General features: G+C 37.5%; 20 protein-coding genes. 17 read left to right on the top strand and 3 right to left on the bottom strand.

Annotation, left to right across the window (positions count from 1 at the left end; translation table 11 throughout):
- The first annotated feature begins 54 nt into the window (after positions 1-54).
- The 8 genes from KYG33_RS10415 (at position 55) to KYG33_RS10380 (ending at position 7,838) form a co-directional block, all read left to right on the top strand.
- Positions 55-528, top strand: coding sequence for a Fur family transcriptional regulator (locus tag KYG33_RS10415; protein WP_047386665.1), 474 nt, complete (start codon positions 55-57; stop codon positions 526-528).
- A gap of 3 nt (positions 529-531) precedes the next feature.
- Positions 532-2,271 (top strand): OstA-like protein, encoded by a 1,740-nt coding sequence (locus KYG33_RS10410; RefSeq protein ID WP_077419151.1) that lies wholly within the window; start codon positions 532-534, stop codon positions 2,269-2,271.
- Positions 2,272-2,544: 273 nt separating this feature from the next.
- Positions 2,545-3,450: a hypothetical protein gene (locus tag KYG33_RS10405; RefSeq protein ID WP_219073192.1), complete on the top strand. Its 906-nt coding sequence runs from the start codon at positions 2,545-2,547 to the stop codon at positions 3,448-3,450.
- Position 3,451: 1 nt separating this feature from the next.
- Positions 3,452-4,279 carry a hypothetical protein gene (locus KYG33_RS10400; RefSeq protein ID WP_077419153.1) on the top strand — a complete coding sequence of 276 codons (828 nt, stop codon included), beginning with the start codon at positions 3,452-3,454 and terminating at the stop codon, positions 4,277-4,279.
- Between the two features lie 2 nt (positions 4,280-4,281).
- Complete coding sequence (locus tag KYG33_RS10395; RefSeq protein ID WP_077419154.1) at positions 4,282-5,058, top strand: hypothetical protein; 777 nt, start codon at positions 4,282-4,284, stop codon at positions 5,056-5,058.
- A 135-nt stretch (positions 5,059-5,193) separates the two neighbouring features.
- Positions 5,194-6,369, top strand: coding sequence for an aspartate aminotransferase family protein (locus KYG33_RS10390; RefSeq protein WP_180565763.1), 1,176 nt, complete (start codon positions 5,194-5,196; stop codon positions 6,367-6,369).
- A gap of 188 nt (positions 6,370-6,557) precedes the next feature.
- On the top strand, positions 6,558-6,944 hold the full coding sequence (locus KYG33_RS10385; RefSeq protein ID WP_034696870.1) for an START-like domain-containing protein: 387 nt from the start codon (positions 6,558-6,560) through the stop codon (positions 6,942-6,944).
- Between the two features lie 78 nt (positions 6,945-7,022).
- A complete protein-coding gene (locus KYG33_RS10380) occupies positions 7,023-7,838 on the top strand; it encodes an aminotransferase class IV (RefSeq protein ID WP_180564484.1) in 816 nt (271 codons plus the stop codon).
- An 86-nt stretch (positions 7,839-7,924) separates the two neighbouring features.
- Here the strand turns inward: KYG33_RS10380 and KYG33_RS10375 are convergent, their stop codons facing one another.
- Positions 7,925-8,506: an N-acetylmuramoyl-L-alanine amidase gene (locus tag KYG33_RS10375; protein WP_077419156.1), complete on the bottom strand. Its 582-nt coding sequence runs from the start codon at positions 8,504-8,506 to the stop codon at positions 7,925-7,927.
- 101 nt (positions 8,507-8,607) lie between these two features.
- Positions 8,608-9,156, bottom strand: coding sequence for a YqgE/AlgH family protein (locus tag KYG33_RS10370; RefSeq protein WP_077419157.1), 549 nt, complete (start codon positions 9,154-9,156; stop codon positions 8,608-8,610).
- 24 nt (positions 9,157-9,180) lie between these two features.
- On the opposite strand from KYG33_RS10370, the gene pdxH reads away from it, so the two are divergent.
- Positions 9,181-9,822, top strand: coding sequence for a pyridoxamine 5'-phosphate oxidase (gene pdxH / locus KYG33_RS10365; RefSeq protein WP_077419158.1), 642 nt, complete (start codon positions 9,181-9,183; stop codon positions 9,820-9,822).
- A gap of 251 nt (positions 9,823-10,073) precedes the next feature.
- On the opposite strand, the gene KYG33_RS10360 is transcribed toward pdxH, so the two are convergent.
- Entirely contained in the window at positions 10,074-10,364 is a 291-nt protein-coding gene (locus tag KYG33_RS10360; RefSeq protein WP_002976900.1) for an HU family DNA-binding protein, read from the bottom strand.
- A gap of 399 nt (positions 10,365-10,763) precedes the next feature.
- On the opposite strand from KYG33_RS10360, the gene panD reads away from it, so the two are divergent.
- From panD to KYG33_RS10320, 8 genes are all read left to right on the top strand, one after another.
- Positions 10,764-11,114, top strand: a complete 351-nt coding sequence (panD, locus tag KYG33_RS10355) for an aspartate 1-decarboxylase (RefSeq protein WP_047386679.1) — start codon at positions 10,764-10,766, stop codon at positions 11,112-11,114.
- A 3-nt stretch (positions 11,115-11,117) separates the two neighbouring features.
- Positions 11,118-12,146, top strand: coding sequence for a lysylphosphatidylglycerol synthase transmembrane domain-containing protein (locus KYG33_RS10350; RefSeq protein WP_077419159.1), 1,029 nt, complete (start codon positions 11,118-11,120; stop codon positions 12,144-12,146).
- Positions 12,147-12,323: 177 nt separating this feature from the next.
- Positions 12,324-12,899 (top strand): TerD family protein, encoded by a 576-nt coding sequence (locus KYG33_RS10345; RefSeq protein WP_047378867.1) that lies wholly within the window; start codon positions 12,324-12,326, stop codon positions 12,897-12,899.
- Positions 12,900-12,928: 29 nt separating this feature from the next.
- Complete coding sequence (locus KYG33_RS10340) at positions 12,929-13,606, top strand: TerD family protein (protein WP_219073191.1); 678 nt, start codon at positions 12,929-12,931, stop codon at positions 13,604-13,606.
- Positions 13,607-13,691: 85 nt separating this feature from the next.
- A complete protein-coding gene (locus KYG33_RS10335) occupies positions 13,692-14,330 on the top strand; it encodes a vWA domain-containing protein (protein WP_180564482.1) in 639 nt (212 codons plus the stop codon).
- A 17-nt stretch (positions 14,331-14,347) separates the two neighbouring features.
- On the top strand, positions 14,348-15,391 hold the full coding sequence (locus KYG33_RS10330; RefSeq protein ID WP_180564481.1) for a TerY-C metal binding domain-containing protein: 1,044 nt from the start codon (positions 14,348-14,350) through the stop codon (positions 15,389-15,391).
- On the top strand, positions 15,391-16,668 hold the full coding sequence (locus tag KYG33_RS10325) for a protein phosphatase 2C domain-containing protein (RefSeq protein WP_180564480.1): 1,278 nt from the start codon (positions 15,391-15,393) through the stop codon (positions 16,666-16,668). The genes KYG33_RS10330 and KYG33_RS10325 overlap by 1 nt, the downstream gene beginning before the upstream one ends.
- Before the next feature lie 4 nt (positions 16,669-16,672).
- Complete coding sequence (locus KYG33_RS10320; RefSeq protein ID WP_219073190.1) at positions 16,673-18,184, top strand: helix-hairpin-helix domain-containing protein; 1,512 nt, start codon at positions 16,673-16,675, stop codon at positions 18,182-18,184.
- Positions 18,185-18,202 lie beyond the last annotated feature (18 nt).

Raw genomic sequence — 18,202 nt, 5'->3', positions numbered from 1 at the left:
TAACCATAATATCTATTTAAATAAAATTCAATAAATTTGTAGATAATTTTTTTAATGGATACAGTACAAAAAGAAAAAAATATAGCTTTGATCAAGGATGTTTTAAGAAACTACTTATTAGAAAAAGGGTTCAGAAACACACCTGAAAGATATACGATATTGGAAGAAATTTATAATATGGATCATCACTTCAACGTTGATGATCTGTATCTTCTGATGATGCAGAAAAAATATCATGTTTCCAAAGCGACGATTTACAACACTATTGAAATTTTCCTTGATGCAGGCTTGATCCGTAAGCATCAGTTCGGAGAAAAGACATTGACCTCTTCATCTTATGAGAAGTCTTATTTTGACAAGCAACATGACCACCTGGTGATCTACAAAAAAGACTCTGACAAAGAGATTGAAGAAATTATTGAATTCTGCGACCCAAGAATCCAAGGAATCAAAGAAGCCATCGAAGAAGCGTTTGGCGTAAGAATTGATTCTCATTCGCTATATTTTTATGGCACTAAGAATGACTAATTAATGAGAATAATCCTTTTTCTGCTAATCTTTATTTCTACGCTAAACTTTGCGCAGGATAAAACACCCGTGAAGAGAGATCCGTATTTGCAGAATCCTTCAACAGGTCAGCCTAAACAGATGAGACCTGAAGATAAAGTAAAGATCATCCACGCAGACGAAATTAAGAAAGACCCTGAAAAATACGACGGGAATCAATATTTTACCGGTCATGTTCAGATTGAACATCAGGGCTCCATTCTTACTGCTGATGAAGTCGTCCTGTACAATGAAGAGAATTTTGTAAAAGCAATAGGCAATACAAGACTTCAAAATACTGATGGCTCTGTAATCACAGCAGGAGAAATGGAATATGATGCCAATACCCAGAAAGGTGTTGCCAGAAAAAATGTGGTCTTAACTGACCCTAAACAAACAATAAAAACAGATATTCTGTATTATGACAGACTGGCTAATCAGGCTTATTTTAATACAGGAGGAACCATCTCTGATGGGCAGAATGTAACCTACGCCAAAGTAGGAACTTACTTCCTCAATACACGAGTGGTAGACCTTACCGGGAATGTGAAAATAGAAACGCCTCAGTATATCATTGAAGGGCCCAATATCAAGCAGAACCAAAATACAAAAATTGCAGATTTTAACGGTCCTACAACCATTACCAGCAAAACCAATCCCCGAAACAGAATCTATACGGAGAGAGGAACCTATAAAATGGATTCCAAGGAGGCTTATCTAACTAAAAACTCCAGGATCTTTTATAATGAGAAAATCCTTACCGGCGATGATATGTACTACAATCAGATTTCAGGGTTTGGTAAAGCAACCGGAAATGTAACCCTTGATGATCCCAAAGAAAGAAGGTATATAAAAGGAGGCTACGGAGAGATTTTTGAGAAAAAAGACTCTGCGATGATGACGAAAAATCCTTATGCCGTAAAAGTGATGGAAAAAGATTCCATTTATTTTGCAGCAGAAAAAATAATCTCCTATCAAAGACCGGATTCACTGGATATCAAAGTTAAGAAAAGCTACTTAAGAGCCTTTAAAAAAGCCCGTATTTATAAATCCAATGCACAGGGAAGAGCAGATTCTATTGCTTTCAATGAAACAGACGGAGTTATGCATATGTACACCAGCCCGATTCTTTGGAGTGGTGAAAAACAGGTAACCGGTGATAAAGTAGAAGCTTACTTTAATACCAAGACAGAAGATATAGACTCATTAAAAGTAATCGGAAATGCCTTTGCCATCAGTAAAGTAGATTCACTTACTCTCAAAGATGAATTCAATCAGGTGAAAGGAAAATTCATGACGGTTTACTATGAGAAAAATGATATTAAAGAAGCTAGAGTAGTTGGAAATGCTCAATCTATTGTCTATGTAGATGATACCGATCAGGAAACTAAAAAGCCGGAAAGAATAGGTATTACCCTTTCTACCTGCGGAATTATCGGAGCATTATTTGAAGAAAGAGCCCTGCAGATTATTTCATGCAGTATTGGAGCAAATTCAGATACCTATCCGATGAGTAAAATAGAACCGGCACGAAGGAAGTTTCCCGATTTTAACTGGAATACCAAAGACCGGATCCGGAAATGGCAGGATATTCTGGTAGACAGCCCGAATAACGAAGAAATACAGTATACCGCTGACAGCGAACTCTTCGATAAAGCTCAGAAAGCAATTGATGACGAAAAAGCCAAAGAAGAAGCTAAAAAGCCTAAGAGGGTTCGAAAATAATAACGGATATTTTTTACCAAAAATAAAAAATCACCATTCTTTCAATCAGAAATGGTGATTTTTTTTTATATAAATGGCTCTTTAAAAAAAAAAAAATAATTATAAATATTGTTTTTTTTGCATCATCCAGTCTCTACCTGATACTTAATTCCTTTTAAAACCGGGATTTTTTACCCCGATTTTTTATTTAACATTTTTTTTTATTTACGTTATCATTTCAATTATAATATTTTATAAATTTAGAATACCAACAATGATAAAAAAAAACAGAAAATGAAAATCAATTATTCCCTGTTGGCTCTTATATTTTGTCTTATAAGGGTCAATGCACAAGTTGGGATTTCGAAAGTTCCTAATTTTCAACCAGACAACAGAGCACTTCTGCATGTAAAACAGGACAATAATGCGGCACGGATGCCGAGATCCAACACTGCAGCAGTCCTGCCGGCATCAGCTGTCGGTACCACCGGAAACGGTACCCAAAGTTCCATTATTTTCAACAGAGAAACCGGAAGCATTGTACAGAATGACGGAACCACCTGGAAAATTTCAGATCCTATCGTAACGACCATGAAGAACAATAAAATGGCGCGTTTCATACGATCAGGTACGGTTACAACCAGCTGTGGAACGTGCGGACTCGCATGCGCACTTACGGTCAGAACCTGTACAGCGGCTAACGTCAATTTCACAACAGCTATCCCGAGCTTTAATGAGATTGCTACTGATGTTTCACTGGATGCTGCAACCAGCAATGTAATTAATATTAATACCAGAGGACTGTATAAGGTTTCATTTAAAAGTGGAGCGCTGGATATCAGTACACCGCTGTGTATCGGGGTGATTATCAACCTCAGATCGAAACTGGATCTTGAGATAAGTACGGTGTCAGATCCAACCTGGAGACCTATTAATAACACCACCAGCGGTTCCACAGCAGGAGCTCTTTCTGTTACAACCCTTCTTCCGGGTTCTATTGATGTGGGTCAGTCTCTGGCATTTACTTATGTAGGAACCTTCAATGCAGGAGATAAATTAAGACTGACGATGGGTGGAACCCAGGATATCGGTACAGGGGTCTGCACAGGAGCATTAGGCGGAAATAATATGTTTTTTGCCATGTCAAAAACAGGAAATGCGGTTTCTGAAATTATTGTTGAAAAAATAAATATGCAATAAGATGAAAAAGATAATATTACTTGTTGTGCTTATTTTCCATTACACTTTAATAGCACAGGTGACCATTGGTAGCGATATTGTTAGCAACCGGAATATAGTGAAAGTTCAGGACGGTGTGAAAGGGGTCATTCTTCCCTATTCAAATACACATACGGCCTTCCCAAGATATAATGCTTCCGCACCGGATTTATTTGATGATTATGCTAACCTTGTAGGGAGTCTTATTTATAACAAGACTGATGAACAGTATTATAAATACGACGGCTATGCCTGGAATCCTGCCAGACAAATCCAGGGGATTTATCAGCTAAGGGCATCCAGACTGGGAATTTCTGCAGGGATTACCATTCCCTGTGTCTCATTTGGAATTGGATTCTGCTTTGCCGGAGGCTCACCTGCCTACCTTGCTGCCGATAACAGAAGCCAGGTTCTTGTAGATAATTTACTGCTTAAGAATGCAAGCAACGTTACTGTTAAAACAGCGGGGATCTACGATGTAGGAGTTGCTCTTGTTTTTACGGGTGGAAGTTTTGGAGCCGTTGCAGGAGTTACTGAATTTAAACTCACATTGCAGGTTAAATACACACCTGCTTCAGATTGGGAAACCGTAGTGTCAAAGACCAATTATTCCATTGTGTTCATTGTGGATACCCAGGGTAATAAGACATCCAGTTTTGCACAGACTATTTCTCTTCCGGTGGGAGCAGAGCTCAGAGTGGTTCCGGCCATCAGTTCCACTGCCATTTCAGGAGGTGCATTGGCAGCTTACGGAACAGATACAAATTCGGCCAGCTCATATCTTGCGGCACGTTTAATTAAAGCTTACTAATCATGAAAAAATATATTTTCAGCTGTTTGATACTCATGGGCAGTCTATACAGCGCACAGGTAAATTTCACCAATATTCCCAACCCGGATTCCAATGCGAGCGGAAATGATCAGGTGATGATGTACATTACCAATACAAATGAGGCATCCGGCGTCAAAGGTTTTGGTCTTCCTGCGGTAGATACAGAAGCGTTACTTCCCTATACAGGAGGCAGTGCACCGGTAACGGCCATCGAAGAATTAAAAGGAATGCTTCTCTTCGTTAAAAGTACGGGACAGGTAATGGTTTTTAACGGATTGGTATGGAGTAAGGCTTTTGAAGTGGAGTCTGATAATATTTCTAGATTTCAGCTTAACGCCGTCTCCACCACCACAGGATCTGTATTGCTTCCAATCAATTCTCTGATTGATAAACCTAATTTTCTTGCTGATCCGCTTAAGCTTAAAACCAATGTAGCCACATCCGGAGCCAATCTCAACAGGTTATACATACGCCAGACCGGTTTATACAGAATTAACCTGAACATCACGTTTACAGGACCGGCAGGCTCATTCAGCAGCAGATTAGGAGCAGGACTCTATGTAAATGATGCACAGAGATTCCAGCTGCTTGAAAATACAGTGAATTTTGACGGAACGAACAGAAAGATCAATCTTGATTTCTCGGTTTATGCAGTGCAGGGACAGTATATCACATTGGAAGCCGTTTCCGAAGTGGGAGGAACCACTTCTTATACTGTAACCAATAACAGCTTTGTAACTATAGAAAAAGTACTGTAAGAACAGTCAGAACTTTTTAATATTGATAATCCATTACCCTTGACATGCTCAGGGGTAATTTTTTTATTAAAGTCGGATAATTTCTGCATGTGCCGAATCTTTTATAGCTTTGCTGAAATTTTGGAGACAATGGAAATGCAAAAAGATTTTTTTATATATCAGGCTCAAACCACAAAATTTGCTGCAGGTTTTGAAGTTGAAAAAGCAGAAGGAAGCTATATTTACGGTACAGACGGGAAAAGATATCTTGACTTTGTAGCAGGAGTTTCTGCCAATACGCTGGGGCATTCACATCCTAAGATTGTGAATGCAATCAAAGAACAGGCAGATAAATACCTTCATGTAATGGTGTATGGAGAATATGCGCAGGAAAAACCTATAGCGCTATGCAGACTGCTGGCGGAAGCTACTCCGGATCCATTAGAAGTTACCTATCTTGTAAACAGCGGTGCTGAGGCTATTGATGGAAGCTTGAAGCTGGCAAAACGATATACAGGGAGAGAAGAAATTGTTTCCTTTAAAGACTCGTATCACGGAAATACCCATGGTGCTTTGAGTGTTTCAGGAAATGAAACTCATAAAAGAGAATTCCGTCCCTTATTACCGATGGTTTCTTTCATTGAATTTAATAATGAAAAAGATTTCGATAAGATTACTGAGAAAACAGCATGTGTCATCCTTGAAACCATTCAGGGAGCCGCTGGATTTCTGGTTCCTGCTAACGACTATCTGATCAAACTGAAGAGAAGATGTGAAGACGTAGGTGCTCTTTTGATTTTAGATGAAATTCAACCCGGATTTGGAAGAACAGGGAAACTATTTTCTTTCGAACACTTTGGAATCGTTCCTGATATCCTGGTGATGGGGAAAGGAATGGGAGGAGGAGTTCCTGTAGGAGCTTTTATGAGTTCCAGAGAAATTATGGAAAGCTTATCACATTCACCAAAGCTTGGGCATATTACTACTTTTGGCGGAAATCCATTGATTGCAGCGGCAAGTTACGCTACTTTAAAGGAAGTGCTGGACAGCGGGCTTATGAATGAAGTGGAAAAAAAAGAAAAATTGTTTAGAGAACTTTTAGTTCATCCTAAAATTAAAAATATTAATGGTAAAGGCTTAATGCTTGCCGTGAATCTCGGAACTCCAGAATATACACTGGAAGTGGCCAAAAAATGTATGGAAAACGGACTTGTTGTTTTCTGGCAGCTGTACAGAAATGAATACCTGAGAATCTCACCACCTCTTACATTATCTGAAAATGAAATCAGAGAAGGATGTCAGATTATTCTTGATATACTGAACGAAAATTAAAGATAAAATCTCTCCGGAAAGGAGAGATTTTTTTATGCTTTACATGACAATTTTAGCCAGTAAAAATTAATGGAATAAGGATTTAAATCCTGTGATAAATATCATACTGATTCTTTAAAAAAGTAATTGTTTTTTTGCGTAATAAAAAAATTAATTTATATATTGCGGGACGATAAAACAAAGATTATATGGCGAAACATAAAGTCCATTACGAATTTCCAATGCACTGTTTATCAGAGATTTTATATGAATATCTGGCGACTGCAGAAGGATTGTCTGAATGGTTTGCGGATGAGGTAACAGAGAAAGGCGATGATTTCTTTTTTAGCTGGGGTGGAGGTCCTGCTGAGAAGGCTACTTTGATCAGATATAAGCCTGAAGGTTTCGTGCGTTTCAGATGGGAAGAAGATGAAGGAACAAAAAATTTCTTTGAAATGACTATTACAATTGATGATATTACAGAAGATCTGGCTTTAAATATTACAGATTTCTGTGAAGAAGGTGATGAAGAGGAAAATGCAATGTATTGGGAAAATCTTATTGAGAACCTGAGAATAAAACTGGGTGCGGCATAATACCGGGCTATATTAAATGATAAAACTGATGAACGATTTATCGTTCATTATTTTTTTGTAAATAAATCACATCAAAAATTGGAAAATCAATATTTTACATCAGACGAGTTAAATGTAAAGAACAGAGCCTTCCTTTGGGGCGACTCAGTGAAAGTTTCTTTCTTTGTAAGAAATGGTGGATTGATCATGGACGAAGAATGCTATTTTTTCCTGATGGCTTCCATGAGAAAGATGAGAATGAATATTCCTCTGACTTACACCCTGGAATTTTTCCAGACACTTTTTCAAAAAGAAATTATTGAAAGTAAAGGAGTAAAGAACGGAATTATCAATTTCCAGGTGTTCAGGAATAATGACGGCGTAACATTGGCAAAATCTTCTGTTTCCTATTTTTACGAAATTTCAGAAATGACAGATATACTGGCAGTTCATGAAAGACCTTTAGAATTGGATCTGATTAAAGAAATTAACGTTAATAACAACCTTCTGAGCAATATCAGGGTTCACTGTCCGGAAAATATCTACGGAGCGATCTATGCTCAGGAAAATGACCTTGATGACGTTATTCTTCTGAATCCAAATAAAAGAATAGCACGTACTACTGCCGGAAATCTTCTTTTTTTAGAAGGTGACATTATCAAAGTGCCAAAGCAGACTGAAGGAGCTTACATTTCTCCTTTGATGGAAAATTTTGTTACTTTTTTACATAAAAATAACCTTGCTGATATTCAGGAACACGAGATTATTGCATTCGAGTCTCAGAAAGCTGAAGAGATTTTAATGATTTCTGAAGAGAAAGGTATATTTTCTGTAGCTAAGATAAGAAATAAGACTTTTGAAAACTCCCGTTTCTCAGAATTGGTAGAAAGCTGGAAGAAAAGTTTTAATCAATAAAAATTGACAAACCCGGTAAACAACAAAGTTCCAGAAGTCCTTTACCGGGTTTTATTCTGATTAAATCAGAAATTGTTTTTTTTTATTTAGTATTCGTTGATGATTTCAACAAATTTCTGTGCGATTTCTTTTTGCCCTTTTTCACTCGTTATATAATTTCTGTTTTCAGAATTATTGATGAATCCAAGTTCTACCAATACGGCAGGTGCTTTCGTTTCTCTTAAAATATGAAGATTACTCTCCGATATTTTACGGGCATTGAATTTCTTGTAAATTTTTCCGGCTAATTCCTTTGAAACATCAGAATTCTGAGTATACACTTCAAATCCGTTATCAGATCTCTCTTTTTCAGGGGACGTATTGACATGGAGTGAAATAACCATTTCAGGATTAAGTTTATTGATCTGATCTGTTCTTTCGGAAAGAGTAGGATAACTGTCAGAATCCCTTGTCAGAACGATTTCATATTTATTCTGGCTTTCATTGATCTTCTGGATTTCCTTAGCAACACTTAATGAGATATTTTTTTCACGAATTTCACCATGTGTAGCCCCAAAATCATTTCCACCATGGCCGGCATCTATGACAATGTATTTTTTGTTAATTGGGCTAAATGATAAAAATGCGGTAGAAAATATTGATAAAGCAAGTAATGTAATACCTTTCATATCAGTGATTTTAGTTTTTCAAAGAACGGAAAAACTTTCTTTAAAATTGGTTAAAGGAATCTTAAAGTTTGTTAATTGTCTGATTGCCATGAAAATGGTACTTAATTCAGCGAAATATCTTCAGGTGAATTGGCCCAAAGAAGAAATTCTCCCCCAAGGTTCTGCATAATCGATTTCCAAAGACTTTGGTCATTGGGCAGCGTATAGTCAAGGTTATAAACATCCACTACCGTCCACATTTTTCTTTGAACTTCGGTATCAAGCTGGCCTGGCGACCATCCGGAATAGCCTGAGAATATTTTGATGTGTTCAATATCCAGTTCGCTGCTCAAAATAGCATTTATAATACGTTCGATATCTTCTGTAAGATAATATTCATCTGCGATGTCTGTATAGATTTCAGTAACTCTTTTACCTTTTACAATAAAAAACACTTTGTCGTTTTCCACCGGACCTCCATCATACACCTCAATTTTAAAGTCAAAAAAATCTTTGAACTTGCTGCTCATCTGGCTGTTCTTTTTATTCAGTATCAAACCAAATGCACCACTTTCATTATGTTCAACAACCAACACTACCGATCTTGAAAAAATATCGCCGGAAATGTCAGGTGTCGAGATTAATATTTTACCTTTGTATGAGTGATTCATACTCAAATTTAATAAAAAATATTTATGGAAAACCTGCACGACAAAAGAAAAGTGTACGATAAATCCCAACTTATTGAAAGTGAGATAAAACAAAATCCAATCGAGCAGTTTAGAGACTGGTTTTTGGAGGCCAGTGAGAGCCCGATGATCTCAGAATCCAATGCTATGGCTGTTTCCACAGTAGAGGAAGATGGATGTCCGAGAACAAGAATGGTCCTTCTTAAAGCATATACCCATGAAGGTTTTATTTTCTATACCAACTATGACAGCCGAAAAGGAAAAGCAATAGAAAGCAATCATAAAGCATGTCTGCATTTCTTCTGGCCTAATCTTGAAAGACAGATCATCATCAAAGCAGATCTTGAAAAACTGGCAGAAAACTTAAGTGATGGTTATTTCCATTCAAGGCCGAAAGGAAGTCAACTGGGAGCTGTAGTTTCTCCGCAGAGTCAGGTGATTCCGAACAGAGAGTTTTTGGAAGGAAAATTAAAAGAGCTGGAAAAGGAATATGAAAATACTGAAGTTCCAAGACCTTCCAATTGGGGTGGATATCTGGCAAGACCTTATGAGATTGAATTCTGGCAGGGCAGACCCAACCGTCTTCACGACAGAATTATTTATCAGCTGGAAGATCTGGATTGGAAAATTTCAAGACTGGCACCGTAATGAGGGTTTAGAAGCCAGATGTTAATAATTTTTTTTAATGATACTGACATCCTGAAAATATACACTTAGTAATATCAAATAGAAGCGGGCTTTAGCCCGCTTATTTATTTGTATCAATAATAAGTGGCTTTAGCCGAAACTTAATAATTCTTAATCGCTTAAAATTGCTTAATGGTTCATCTCTTCTATTATTTGAATACAAAAAAGGCCGTTTCTAAGAAACAGCCCTTGAATTTTTTTAATCTGAATGATTATTTTTTCTTAGCACCTGAAACTGCATTTGATAAATCAGCTCCAGCTTTAAATTTAGCAACTTTTTTAGCAGCGATCTTGATCGGTTTTTTAGTTGCAGGGTTAATCCCTTGTCTAGCAGCTCTCTCAGCTACTGAGAAAGTACCGAAACCTACTAAAGATACTTTTCCATCTTTTTTCTTTAAAGTAGTAGTTACGTTACCAATGAAAGATTCTAAAGCAGCCTTTGCTGCAACTTTAGTGATACCTGCATCTTTAGCGATTGCGTCGATTAATTCAGACTTGTTCATAATTTTTAATATTAAAGTTAGTTCGTAATTATAGCAAATATAATACTATTTTCTAATTGTGCAATTTTTTTATTAAAACTTGTAAGATTTTTTTGCTTTTTGGTGAAATTGGTTGAAATATGATAATTCAACTTTTCACAGAAAATCTACGTTACGCGTTACTAAAATCATGCCAAATGCTTATGCTTATTGACTTTAGCAAAAAGTTAATATTGTTTCTTGTATTTATTAAATCCTAAATTAAGTATAAACATTTAATTTTTTTAACCATATGATTATTAAATTTATAAGTAATCCTCAGAATCCTTGTGTTTTATAAAATTAAACCCTTGTGTTTGTGGGAGTTTTTAAATGATACTAAAGACCTGTTTTATTAATTTTTATTAATAAATTTGCACCATGCTAATAGAAGTTTTCAAGTCAAAGATTCATAGGGTGAGAGTAACTGCCTCTGACCTTAATTATATAGGAAGTATAACAATAGATGAAGATCTTATTGAAGCTGCCGGTCTGGTAGTAGGAGAAAGGGTCTATATTGTGAATGTGAACAACGGAGAACGTTTTGATACGTACGTTATCAAAGGAAAAAGAAAATCCGGAGAAGTATGTCTGAATGGGCCTGCAGCAAGAAAAGTACAAAAAGATGACATTATCATCGTTATTGCTTATGCGCAGATGACCCCGGAAGAGGCTAAAGACTTTCAGCCGAAGATTGTTTTCCCGGATGAAAAAACAAACCTTCTTACCTAGGACATGGAGAAAACATCAAAAAGTCCGGTAAAATCAATATTAACAATAGTAATATCGCTTGCTTTTGCAGGCTTTTTTTTATGGCTTGCCTTAAGAGGGCTTGATTTTAAAGTCATTCAGAAGTCACTGGCGAAAGCGAATTACCTATGGGTGCTGTTTGCATCTGTATTTGGCCTTCTTGCTTATTGGTTTAGGGCAATTCGCTGGAATCTAATGCTTGAACCCATGGGATACAAAATTTCAAATTCCAATTCCCTTTGGTCAATATCATTTGGATATCTGATGAACCTTACCATTCCGAGAAGTGGCGAAGTGGCAAGAGCTACGGCTCTGTATGGAGTAGAAAAAGTACCTGTGGACAAATCTTTTGGAACGATCATTTTGGAAAGAGTGGTGGATCTTATATGTATGCTAGGTTTTTTAGGATTGACTTTATTGTTTAAATATGATGCAATTCTGTCATTCTACAAAAATTCCGGAATAAATATGAATCCTAACAAGATTTTACTGGTCCTTTCAATTCTGATTGTAGGAACAGTTTTATTTTTTGTATTCAAGAAGAAACTTTCAGGAATTCCGTTTTTAGGAAAAATTGTCAACTTTATTGATGGAATTTTTCAGGGATTAACTTCCATCTTTAAACTAAAAGAAAAAGGAAAATTTATCCTTTATACATTAGGAATCTGGATTTGTTATTATTTAGCTGCCTACCTGGTTTGTTTTGCCCTTCCTGAAACATCCGCATTTACTTTTGCAGACGGTTTCTTTATTATTGTAGTAGGAACATTGGGAATGATTATTCCTGCCAGTGGAGGTATTGGAGCTTATAACCTTGCCATGAAGTATGGTTTTATGGCTCTTTTTATATCAGTAGGAAAAAGTGCTGACTTCGGGGGTGAAATGGGATTGACCTATTCCTTTATTTCTTTACCGCTGCAGATTGTTATTATGCTGGTGATGGGACTGATTTCTATTCCTATGCTGGCCAAAGCAAGAAATGCTGCCGTTTCGGATAAGGGGTTTGAAAATTAATTTAATATTCTTTTTAACAATACAAGGTTCAATTTTTTAATTGAACCTTTTTTTATGGCGATTTGTGACTTAAATAGCTTTAGTTGGGCTTTGTAGATCATTTTTTACTAAATAAATTTGGTCAATTCATAAATCACTTCTATCTTAATGCGGAAAATAATCATAATATAAAACACTATGGCAATTAATCTACAGAAAGGACAAAAAATCGATATAGGATTGACGAAAATGACGATTGGATTAGGTTGGGATCCCAATGAAGGAACCGGCTACGATTTTGACCTGGATGCTTCTGCAATCATGATTGATTCTGACAGAAAATTAGTAAGCGAAGAATATTTTGTTTTTTACAATAACCTGAATTCTCCGGACGGAGCACTTACCCATACAGGTGATGATCCCAATGGTAAAAACAGTGATGGTGACGATGATGAAGCAATCGTAATAGATCTTGATAAAGTAGATTCAAGAGTGGAAGAAATTCTTTTCGTAGTAACCATAGAAGATTTTGAAAGAAGAAGACAGAATTTCGGACAGGTAAGAAATTCTTATATCAGAGTTGTTGATAATCATTCAAACCAGGAAATTGCAAAATATGAGCTGGATGAAGATTTCTCCATTGAAACCGGTGTAGAGTTCGGAAGGCTGTACAAAAGAAACGGAAGCTGGAAGTTTGAAGCCTCTGGGATAGGATACAGAGCAGATCTTGGCTTTTTCCTGGAGAAATACTATAAAGGACAGATCATCAAATAAAAACACCCAAATACACAAAAACGATAACTATGGCAATTAATTTACAGAAAGGACAAACGATAGATTTAAGAAAGAATGACCGCGGAGAAAGCGTTTATGATCTTTCAAAAGTAACCATTGGTTTAGGATGGGATGTGAGAAAACAAGGTGGAGGATTCTTTGGAAAACTGTTCAGTAAAGAAGCCGAATATGACCTTGATGCAGTGGCTTTCCTCTTAGATGGCAACGGCAAAGTAGCAAATCTTGGAAGAACCGTACAGACCAATGACGGAAGACAGATGTGGCTTTATCAGGGAGATGTGATTTTCTTCAATTCTATGCAGCATCCAAGCGGAAATGTATGGCTTACAGGAGATAACAGAACTGGAGCGGGAGATGGCGATGATGAACAGATCATTGTAAAACTGGATCAGCTGGATCAGAGTTATCAGAAAATTGTATTCCTTGTTACCATTTATCAGGGAAAAACGAATAATCAGCACTTTGGAATGATCGAAAATGCATTTATCCGGGCGGTAGATGCTACAGGAAAAGAAATTACAAAATACAGCCTTTCCGGAGATTCTAGTATGAACGGAATGTGTGCAATGGTTTTTGCAGAAGCATACCGTCATAATGGAGACTGGAAATTCCGTGCTGTGGGTGAGCCGCATCATACAGATAACTTTATAGATATTCTGAAACAGCAGTACGCTTATTCCAATTAGATTCTTAATTTTTATCAAACCAAATAAAAGCCGGCTTGGAAGTCTTCGACTTCCTCCGCCGGCTTCAGAATTAATATTTGTCATAATGAGCAGGAGATTATTAGCTTATTTTTTATTAGATACTTCAGGTTCTATGAACGGGGAGCCTATTCAGGCACTGAATAACGGATTCAACGGATTGATCAGTATGCTTCGTGCAGATCCGCAGGCGATGGACAGCCTGCATCTAAGCGTCATTACCTTCGATAGAGAAGTTAAAAATATTATTCCTTTAACAGATCTGGCCAGTTTTTATCCCATGGAAATTACCTGCCCGGACAGTGGCCCAACCCATACGGGAGCTGCTCTGGAAATGGTTTCAGGATTGGTGCAGAAAGAAGTTGTAAAAGAATCTGCCGAAGCAAAAGGAGACTGGCAGCCACTACTTTTTATATTTACGGATGGGAAACCTTCAGATATCCAGAAGTACAGACAGATGATTCCTGTAATCAGAGGACTGGAGTTTGGTGCCATCGTAGGTTGTGCAGCCGGTCCGAAAGCTGATGAACAGTTTTTGAAAGAACTGACAGATCATGTAGTAAAGCTTGATACTACAGATGCTATTACCCTTTCTTCCTTTTTCAAATGGGTGAGTTCTTCCATTACACAGGGAGGACAGTCGCAGAATACGGGAGAAAATATCACATTACCTCCGCCACCATCGGAGCTTACTATTATTATTTAAAAAATTGTCTTTACAACATGAGAAGACTGCCTATTTATTTTTTAGTAGACATCTCCGAATCTATGGTTGGAGAACCTATTGAGCAGGTACAGGAAGGTATCGCTAATATCATCAGGGACTTAAAAAAAGATCCGTATTCACTGGAAACCGTTTATATTTCCGTTGTAGGTTTTGCAGGAGAAGCCGAAGTGATTACTCCATTGCAGGATATTATCAGCTTTTATCCTCCTAAAATTCCAATCGGGAGCGGAACCTCACTTTCCCAGGGTTTGATCAAAGTAATGGATTGTATTGACAGGGATATTGTGAAAACCACCTATGAAAGAAAAGGTGACTGGAAACCTATCGTTTTCCTGTTTACTGATGGTGTTCCCACTGATGATGCCACCAAAGCCATTGAGAGGTGGAATAACAAGTACAGCGGGAAATCCAATACAATTGCCGTATCTATAGGTGAAAATACAAACTATAAACTGCTCGGTTCATTGGCCGATAATGTATTGCTGTTTAATAACTCTGATGAGAATTCTTATAAAGAATTTTTCAAATGGGTAACAGATTCTATTAAAACGACCAGCCAAAGCGTAACAGAAGCCAAAAAAGAAGGAATCAACCTTTCTAAGATCGATTCCCATATTCTTGAGAAAGTAGATCCTGAAATGGAACAGAGATTTCCGGATAACAATTTTGTAGTATTGAACGGAAAATGCCAGGAAACTGAAAAGCTTTATCTGATGAAATTTAAAAAAGCATTTGCAGAATCCAGCATACCGGGAATGGCAACAAGATATTACAGACTGGACGGGGCTTATAAAATTGATGAAAAAGCCTACTACAGACTTTCTTCAAATCAGAAAACCCTTCTTAAAATCAATATTGAAGAGCTGGATGGAGGAACTTCATGTCCTCACTGTGCCAATCCCATTGCGTTGGCAACATGTTCGTGTGGCGGAATTCACTGTCTGAGGGGAGAAGGATACAGCAAATGTCCATGGTGTGGAACTTCGGATTACTATGGGTTTTCCGGTGGAGGATTTGATATTAACAGAACTTTGGGTTAATGATGGGTAAATTTTTCCGGAAATCAGCCGGTGAATCTAAACCGAAGACTGTGGAACAAGCTGTTATTTATAAAGAAATAGAAGAATTCAAAGAGGTTCATTGGGTATTGAAGAATGCCAGTGCAAAACAGTTCTATGAATTTCACCTTGACATGGAAGATTTTCCGAACATAAAAATTCAGAATATCAGTGGCCTCGAAGAAACGGAACTTACCTTTGAAAATGATACAATCTCAGGAACTCCGGTTACCAACAATATGTATCATCTGGATGTTCAGTTTTATCATATTCATGATCAGAAGCAGATTGAAACTAAAAAAGTACAGCTCTTTGTAAACGCAGATCCGAAAGATTTGTGGAAAAATATTCCAAGCGATAGAAATGCCGTTTTTTATAAGTCGGAAGAAGATTCATTCAAAGGTTCATTTTCAGACAAAAAAATTGTTGTGGCTTCCAAAAGAGGACGTTCTCACGCCCATGAAGGGAAATTTCGTGAAGATGATTTTGCAGTGAATAACCTTCCTGGAGACTGGAATATTGTTTCTGTTTCAGATGGAGCAGGTTCGGCAGCGGCTGCAAGAGAAGGTTCAAGATTGTCAACAGCAACGATCAGTCAGTTTTTCAATTCGCAGGAGATTTTAAGTGGAATTGAAAGCAGTATTGATGGGATGTATGGTACTGAGGCTTCCATTGGAGAACGCTCAGAGGCAGAGCAAAATATCAAAAATATTTTATCAGAAAGTGTTGCAGAAGTGTATCAGACATTAGAAAAAGCGGCGATAGAAAATGTTCTGTCCGTAAGTGATCTGCATGCTACGCTGATTTTTACATTACTTAAAAAGTTTAGTTTCGGGTATGTGATTCTTAGTTTTGGAGTGGGAGACTGCCCGATTAATCTTATCGATCCTGATTTTTCTGAAGTAAAACTTTTAAATCAGATGGATGTGGGTGAGTTTAGCGGAGGTACCCGTTTTATCACCATGAAAGAAATTTTCAACGATCAGATGGATTCCCGTTTCAGAATTACCTGTGTGGATGATTTTTCCTATCTCGTGCTGATGACTGACGGTATTTATGATCCGAAATTCATCACCGAAAATAAACTGGAAGATACAGAAAACTGGAAATTGTTTTTTGAAGACCTGGCCGGAAACAATGATGACCGTACAAAAGTTGATTTTATCAACGATGAAAAAATTCATGAAGAACTTTTAATATGGAGCGATTTCTGGAGCAGAGGAAATCACGATGACCGTACATTGGCAATAATCTATTAACACCATGAAAAAGACCATTAAGGTTGTTTCTGTCCTGGACACAGCCAAATCCTATGAATATGTAGATGAAACCCCTATCCGAGGTGGCATGAAAGATGTTTATTTTTCTCCTGATAAAGACTATGTGGTGGCTTTTTACCGGAATCCGCTGGATGAAGGGCAAAAAGAAAGAATCATGAGAATTGTTTCTACCTATCTGCAGAGTATACAGAATAGTAATGCTTCTGAGTACTTTCTGAATGAAATATTCAGGTGGCCTTACGATATTGTTGAAAAAAATAAACTCACAGGAATTGTGGTTCCTGTTTACCATAATAAATTCTATTTTGCGAAAGGATATATCGGGTCAGAAAATATTCAGGGACAGGATAAAGTGGGAAAATGGTTTACGGCTCCTATGTTCAGGAATCAGCAGTATCCGTTGAGACTGGATCAGTCGGAGCTGGGAGATTGGCTGAGTTATTTCCAGATTGCAGTCAATATCAGCAGAGGAGTGAAAAAACTGCATCAGATGGGGTTGGCACATTCTGATTTATCTTACAATAATATTCTGGTAGATCCTGTTACAAAATCTGCCTGTATTATCGATATTGACGGTCTGGTTGTTCCTAAACTCTTTCCGCCGGAAGTGATAGGAACTGCAGATTTTATTGCTCCTGAAGTTTTAAAAACAAAACATTTAAGCCTTCAGGATCCGGGAAGACATCTGCCCAATCAAAAAACAGATCTGCATGCCCTTGCTGTTCTGATCTATATGTACCTGCTAAGAAGACATCCGCTGCGTGGGGGAAAAATCTGGGATCTGGATTCTGAAAAAGATGAAATTCTGTCGATGGGAGAAAAAGCTATGTTTGTGGAAGATCCGGAAAATCTATCCAATCATGTAAAAGCTGATCATCTCCGGAAATGGGATGCATTCTGGGGTGATCCTCAAAAGATTCCTTATACCATAACCGGGCCCTATATTTCGGATCTTTTCAGAAAAACCTTTATAGACGGATTGCATGATCCCATCAGGCGTCCCACAGCCAATGAATGGGAAGCTGCGCTGTTGAAAACCGTAGATCTGATACAGCCTTGTTATAATTCCGGCTGTACCGAAAAATGGTACGTCTTTGATAATACAAGCAGTCCCAAATGTCCGTTTTGCGGAACGCCACATCAGGGAACCTTACCCGTTTTAGACTTATATTTTAAATTTGACGATGAGGTATGGAAACCTGAGAATCACAGACTGATGGTCTATCATAACCAGTATCTGTTCAAATGGCACGTTTCCAGAAAGGTAATACGCAATGAAAACCTGACGATGCAGGATAAAATGCCTGTAGGATATTTTACCTTTCATCAGGGAAAATGGGTATTGGTGAATCAAGGGTTATCCGGAATGAAAGATGTTACAGAACAAAAAGAAATTCCACCAGGTTCTATGGTTGAACTCACTGATGGTAAAAAAATACTGTTATCTGCAGAAGAGGGTGGAAGGCTCATCTACGTGACGATGGCGAATCACTAAAAACTAAACTATAATCAA

The sequence above is a fragment of the Chryseobacterium sp. D764 genome (genome assembly GCF_019317325.1).
Classification (GTDB): domain Bacteria; phylum Bacteroidota; class Bacteroidia; order Flavobacteriales; family Weeksellaceae; genus Chryseobacterium.
This window is presented reverse-complemented; position numbering and strand designations above follow the sequence as displayed.

What these genes read in the sequence shown, in the direction of transcription:
- KYG33_RS10340 (WP_219073191.1), top strand. Translation starts at nt 12,929, where the DNA reads ATGGCAATTAATTTACAGAAAGGACAAACGATAGATTTAAGAAAGAAT.
- KYG33_RS10325 (WP_180564480.1), top strand. Translation starts at nt 15,391, where the DNA reads ATGATGGGTAAATTTTTCCGGAAATCAGCCGGTGAATCTAAACCGAAG.
- KYG33_RS10360 (WP_002976900.1), bottom strand. Translation starts at nt 10,364, where the DNA reads ATGAACAAGTCTGAATTAATCGACGCAATCGCTAAAGATGCAGGTATC.
- KYG33_RS10375 (WP_077419156.1), bottom strand. Translation starts at nt 8,506, where the DNA reads ATGAAAGGTATTACATTACTTGCTTTATCAATATTTTCTACCGCATTT.
- pdxH (WP_077419158.1), top strand. Translation starts at nt 9,181, where the DNA reads ATGGAAAACCTGCACGACAAAAGAAAAGTGTACGATAAATCCCAACTT.
- KYG33_RS10350 (WP_077419159.1), top strand. Translation starts at nt 11,118, where the DNA reads ATGGAGAAAACATCAAAAAGTCCGGTAAAATCAATATTAACAATAGTA.
- KYG33_RS10385 (WP_034696870.1), top strand. Translation starts at nt 6,558, where the DNA reads ATGGCGAAACATAAAGTCCATTACGAATTTCCAATGCACTGTTTATCA.
- KYG33_RS10410 (WP_077419151.1), top strand. Translation starts at nt 532, where the DNA reads ATGAGAATAATCCTTTTTCTGCTAATCTTTATTTCTACGCTAAACTTT.
- panD (WP_047386679.1), top strand. Translation starts at nt 10,764, where the DNA reads ATGCTAATAGAAGTTTTCAAGTCAAAGATTCATAGGGTGAGAGTAACT.
- KYG33_RS10345 (WP_047378867.1), top strand. Translation starts at nt 12,324, where the DNA reads ATGGCAATTAATCTACAGAAAGGACAAAAAATCGATATAGGATTGACG.
- KYG33_RS10405 (WP_219073192.1), top strand. Translation starts at nt 2,545, where the DNA reads ATGAAAATCAATTATTCCCTGTTGGCTCTTATATTTTGTCTTATAAGG.
- KYG33_RS10415 (WP_047386665.1), top strand. Translation starts at nt 55, where the DNA reads ATGGATACAGTACAAAAAGAAAAAAATATAGCTTTGATCAAGGATGTT.
- KYG33_RS10390 (WP_180565763.1), top strand. Translation starts at nt 5,194, where the DNA reads ATGCAAAAAGATTTTTTTATATATCAGGCTCAAACCACAAAATTTGCT.
- KYG33_RS10330 (WP_180564481.1), top strand. Translation starts at nt 14,348, where the DNA reads ATGAGAAGACTGCCTATTTATTTTTTAGTAGACATCTCCGAATCTATG.
- KYG33_RS10370 (WP_077419157.1), bottom strand. Translation starts at nt 9,156, where the DNA reads ATGAATCACTCATACAAAGGTAAAATATTAATCTCGACACCTGACATT.
- KYG33_RS10395 (WP_077419154.1), top strand. Translation starts at nt 4,282, where the DNA reads ATGAAAAAATATATTTTCAGCTGTTTGATACTCATGGGCAGTCTATAC.
- KYG33_RS10320 (WP_219073190.1), top strand. Translation starts at nt 16,673, where the DNA reads ATGAAAAAGACCATTAAGGTTGTTTCTGTCCTGGACACAGCCAAATCC.
- KYG33_RS10335 (WP_180564482.1), top strand. Translation starts at nt 13,692, where the DNA reads ATGAGCAGGAGATTATTAGCTTATTTTTTATTAGATACTTCAGGTTCT.
- KYG33_RS10400 (WP_077419153.1), top strand. Translation starts at nt 3,452, where the DNA reads ATGAAAAAGATAATATTACTTGTTGTGCTTATTTTCCATTACACTTTA.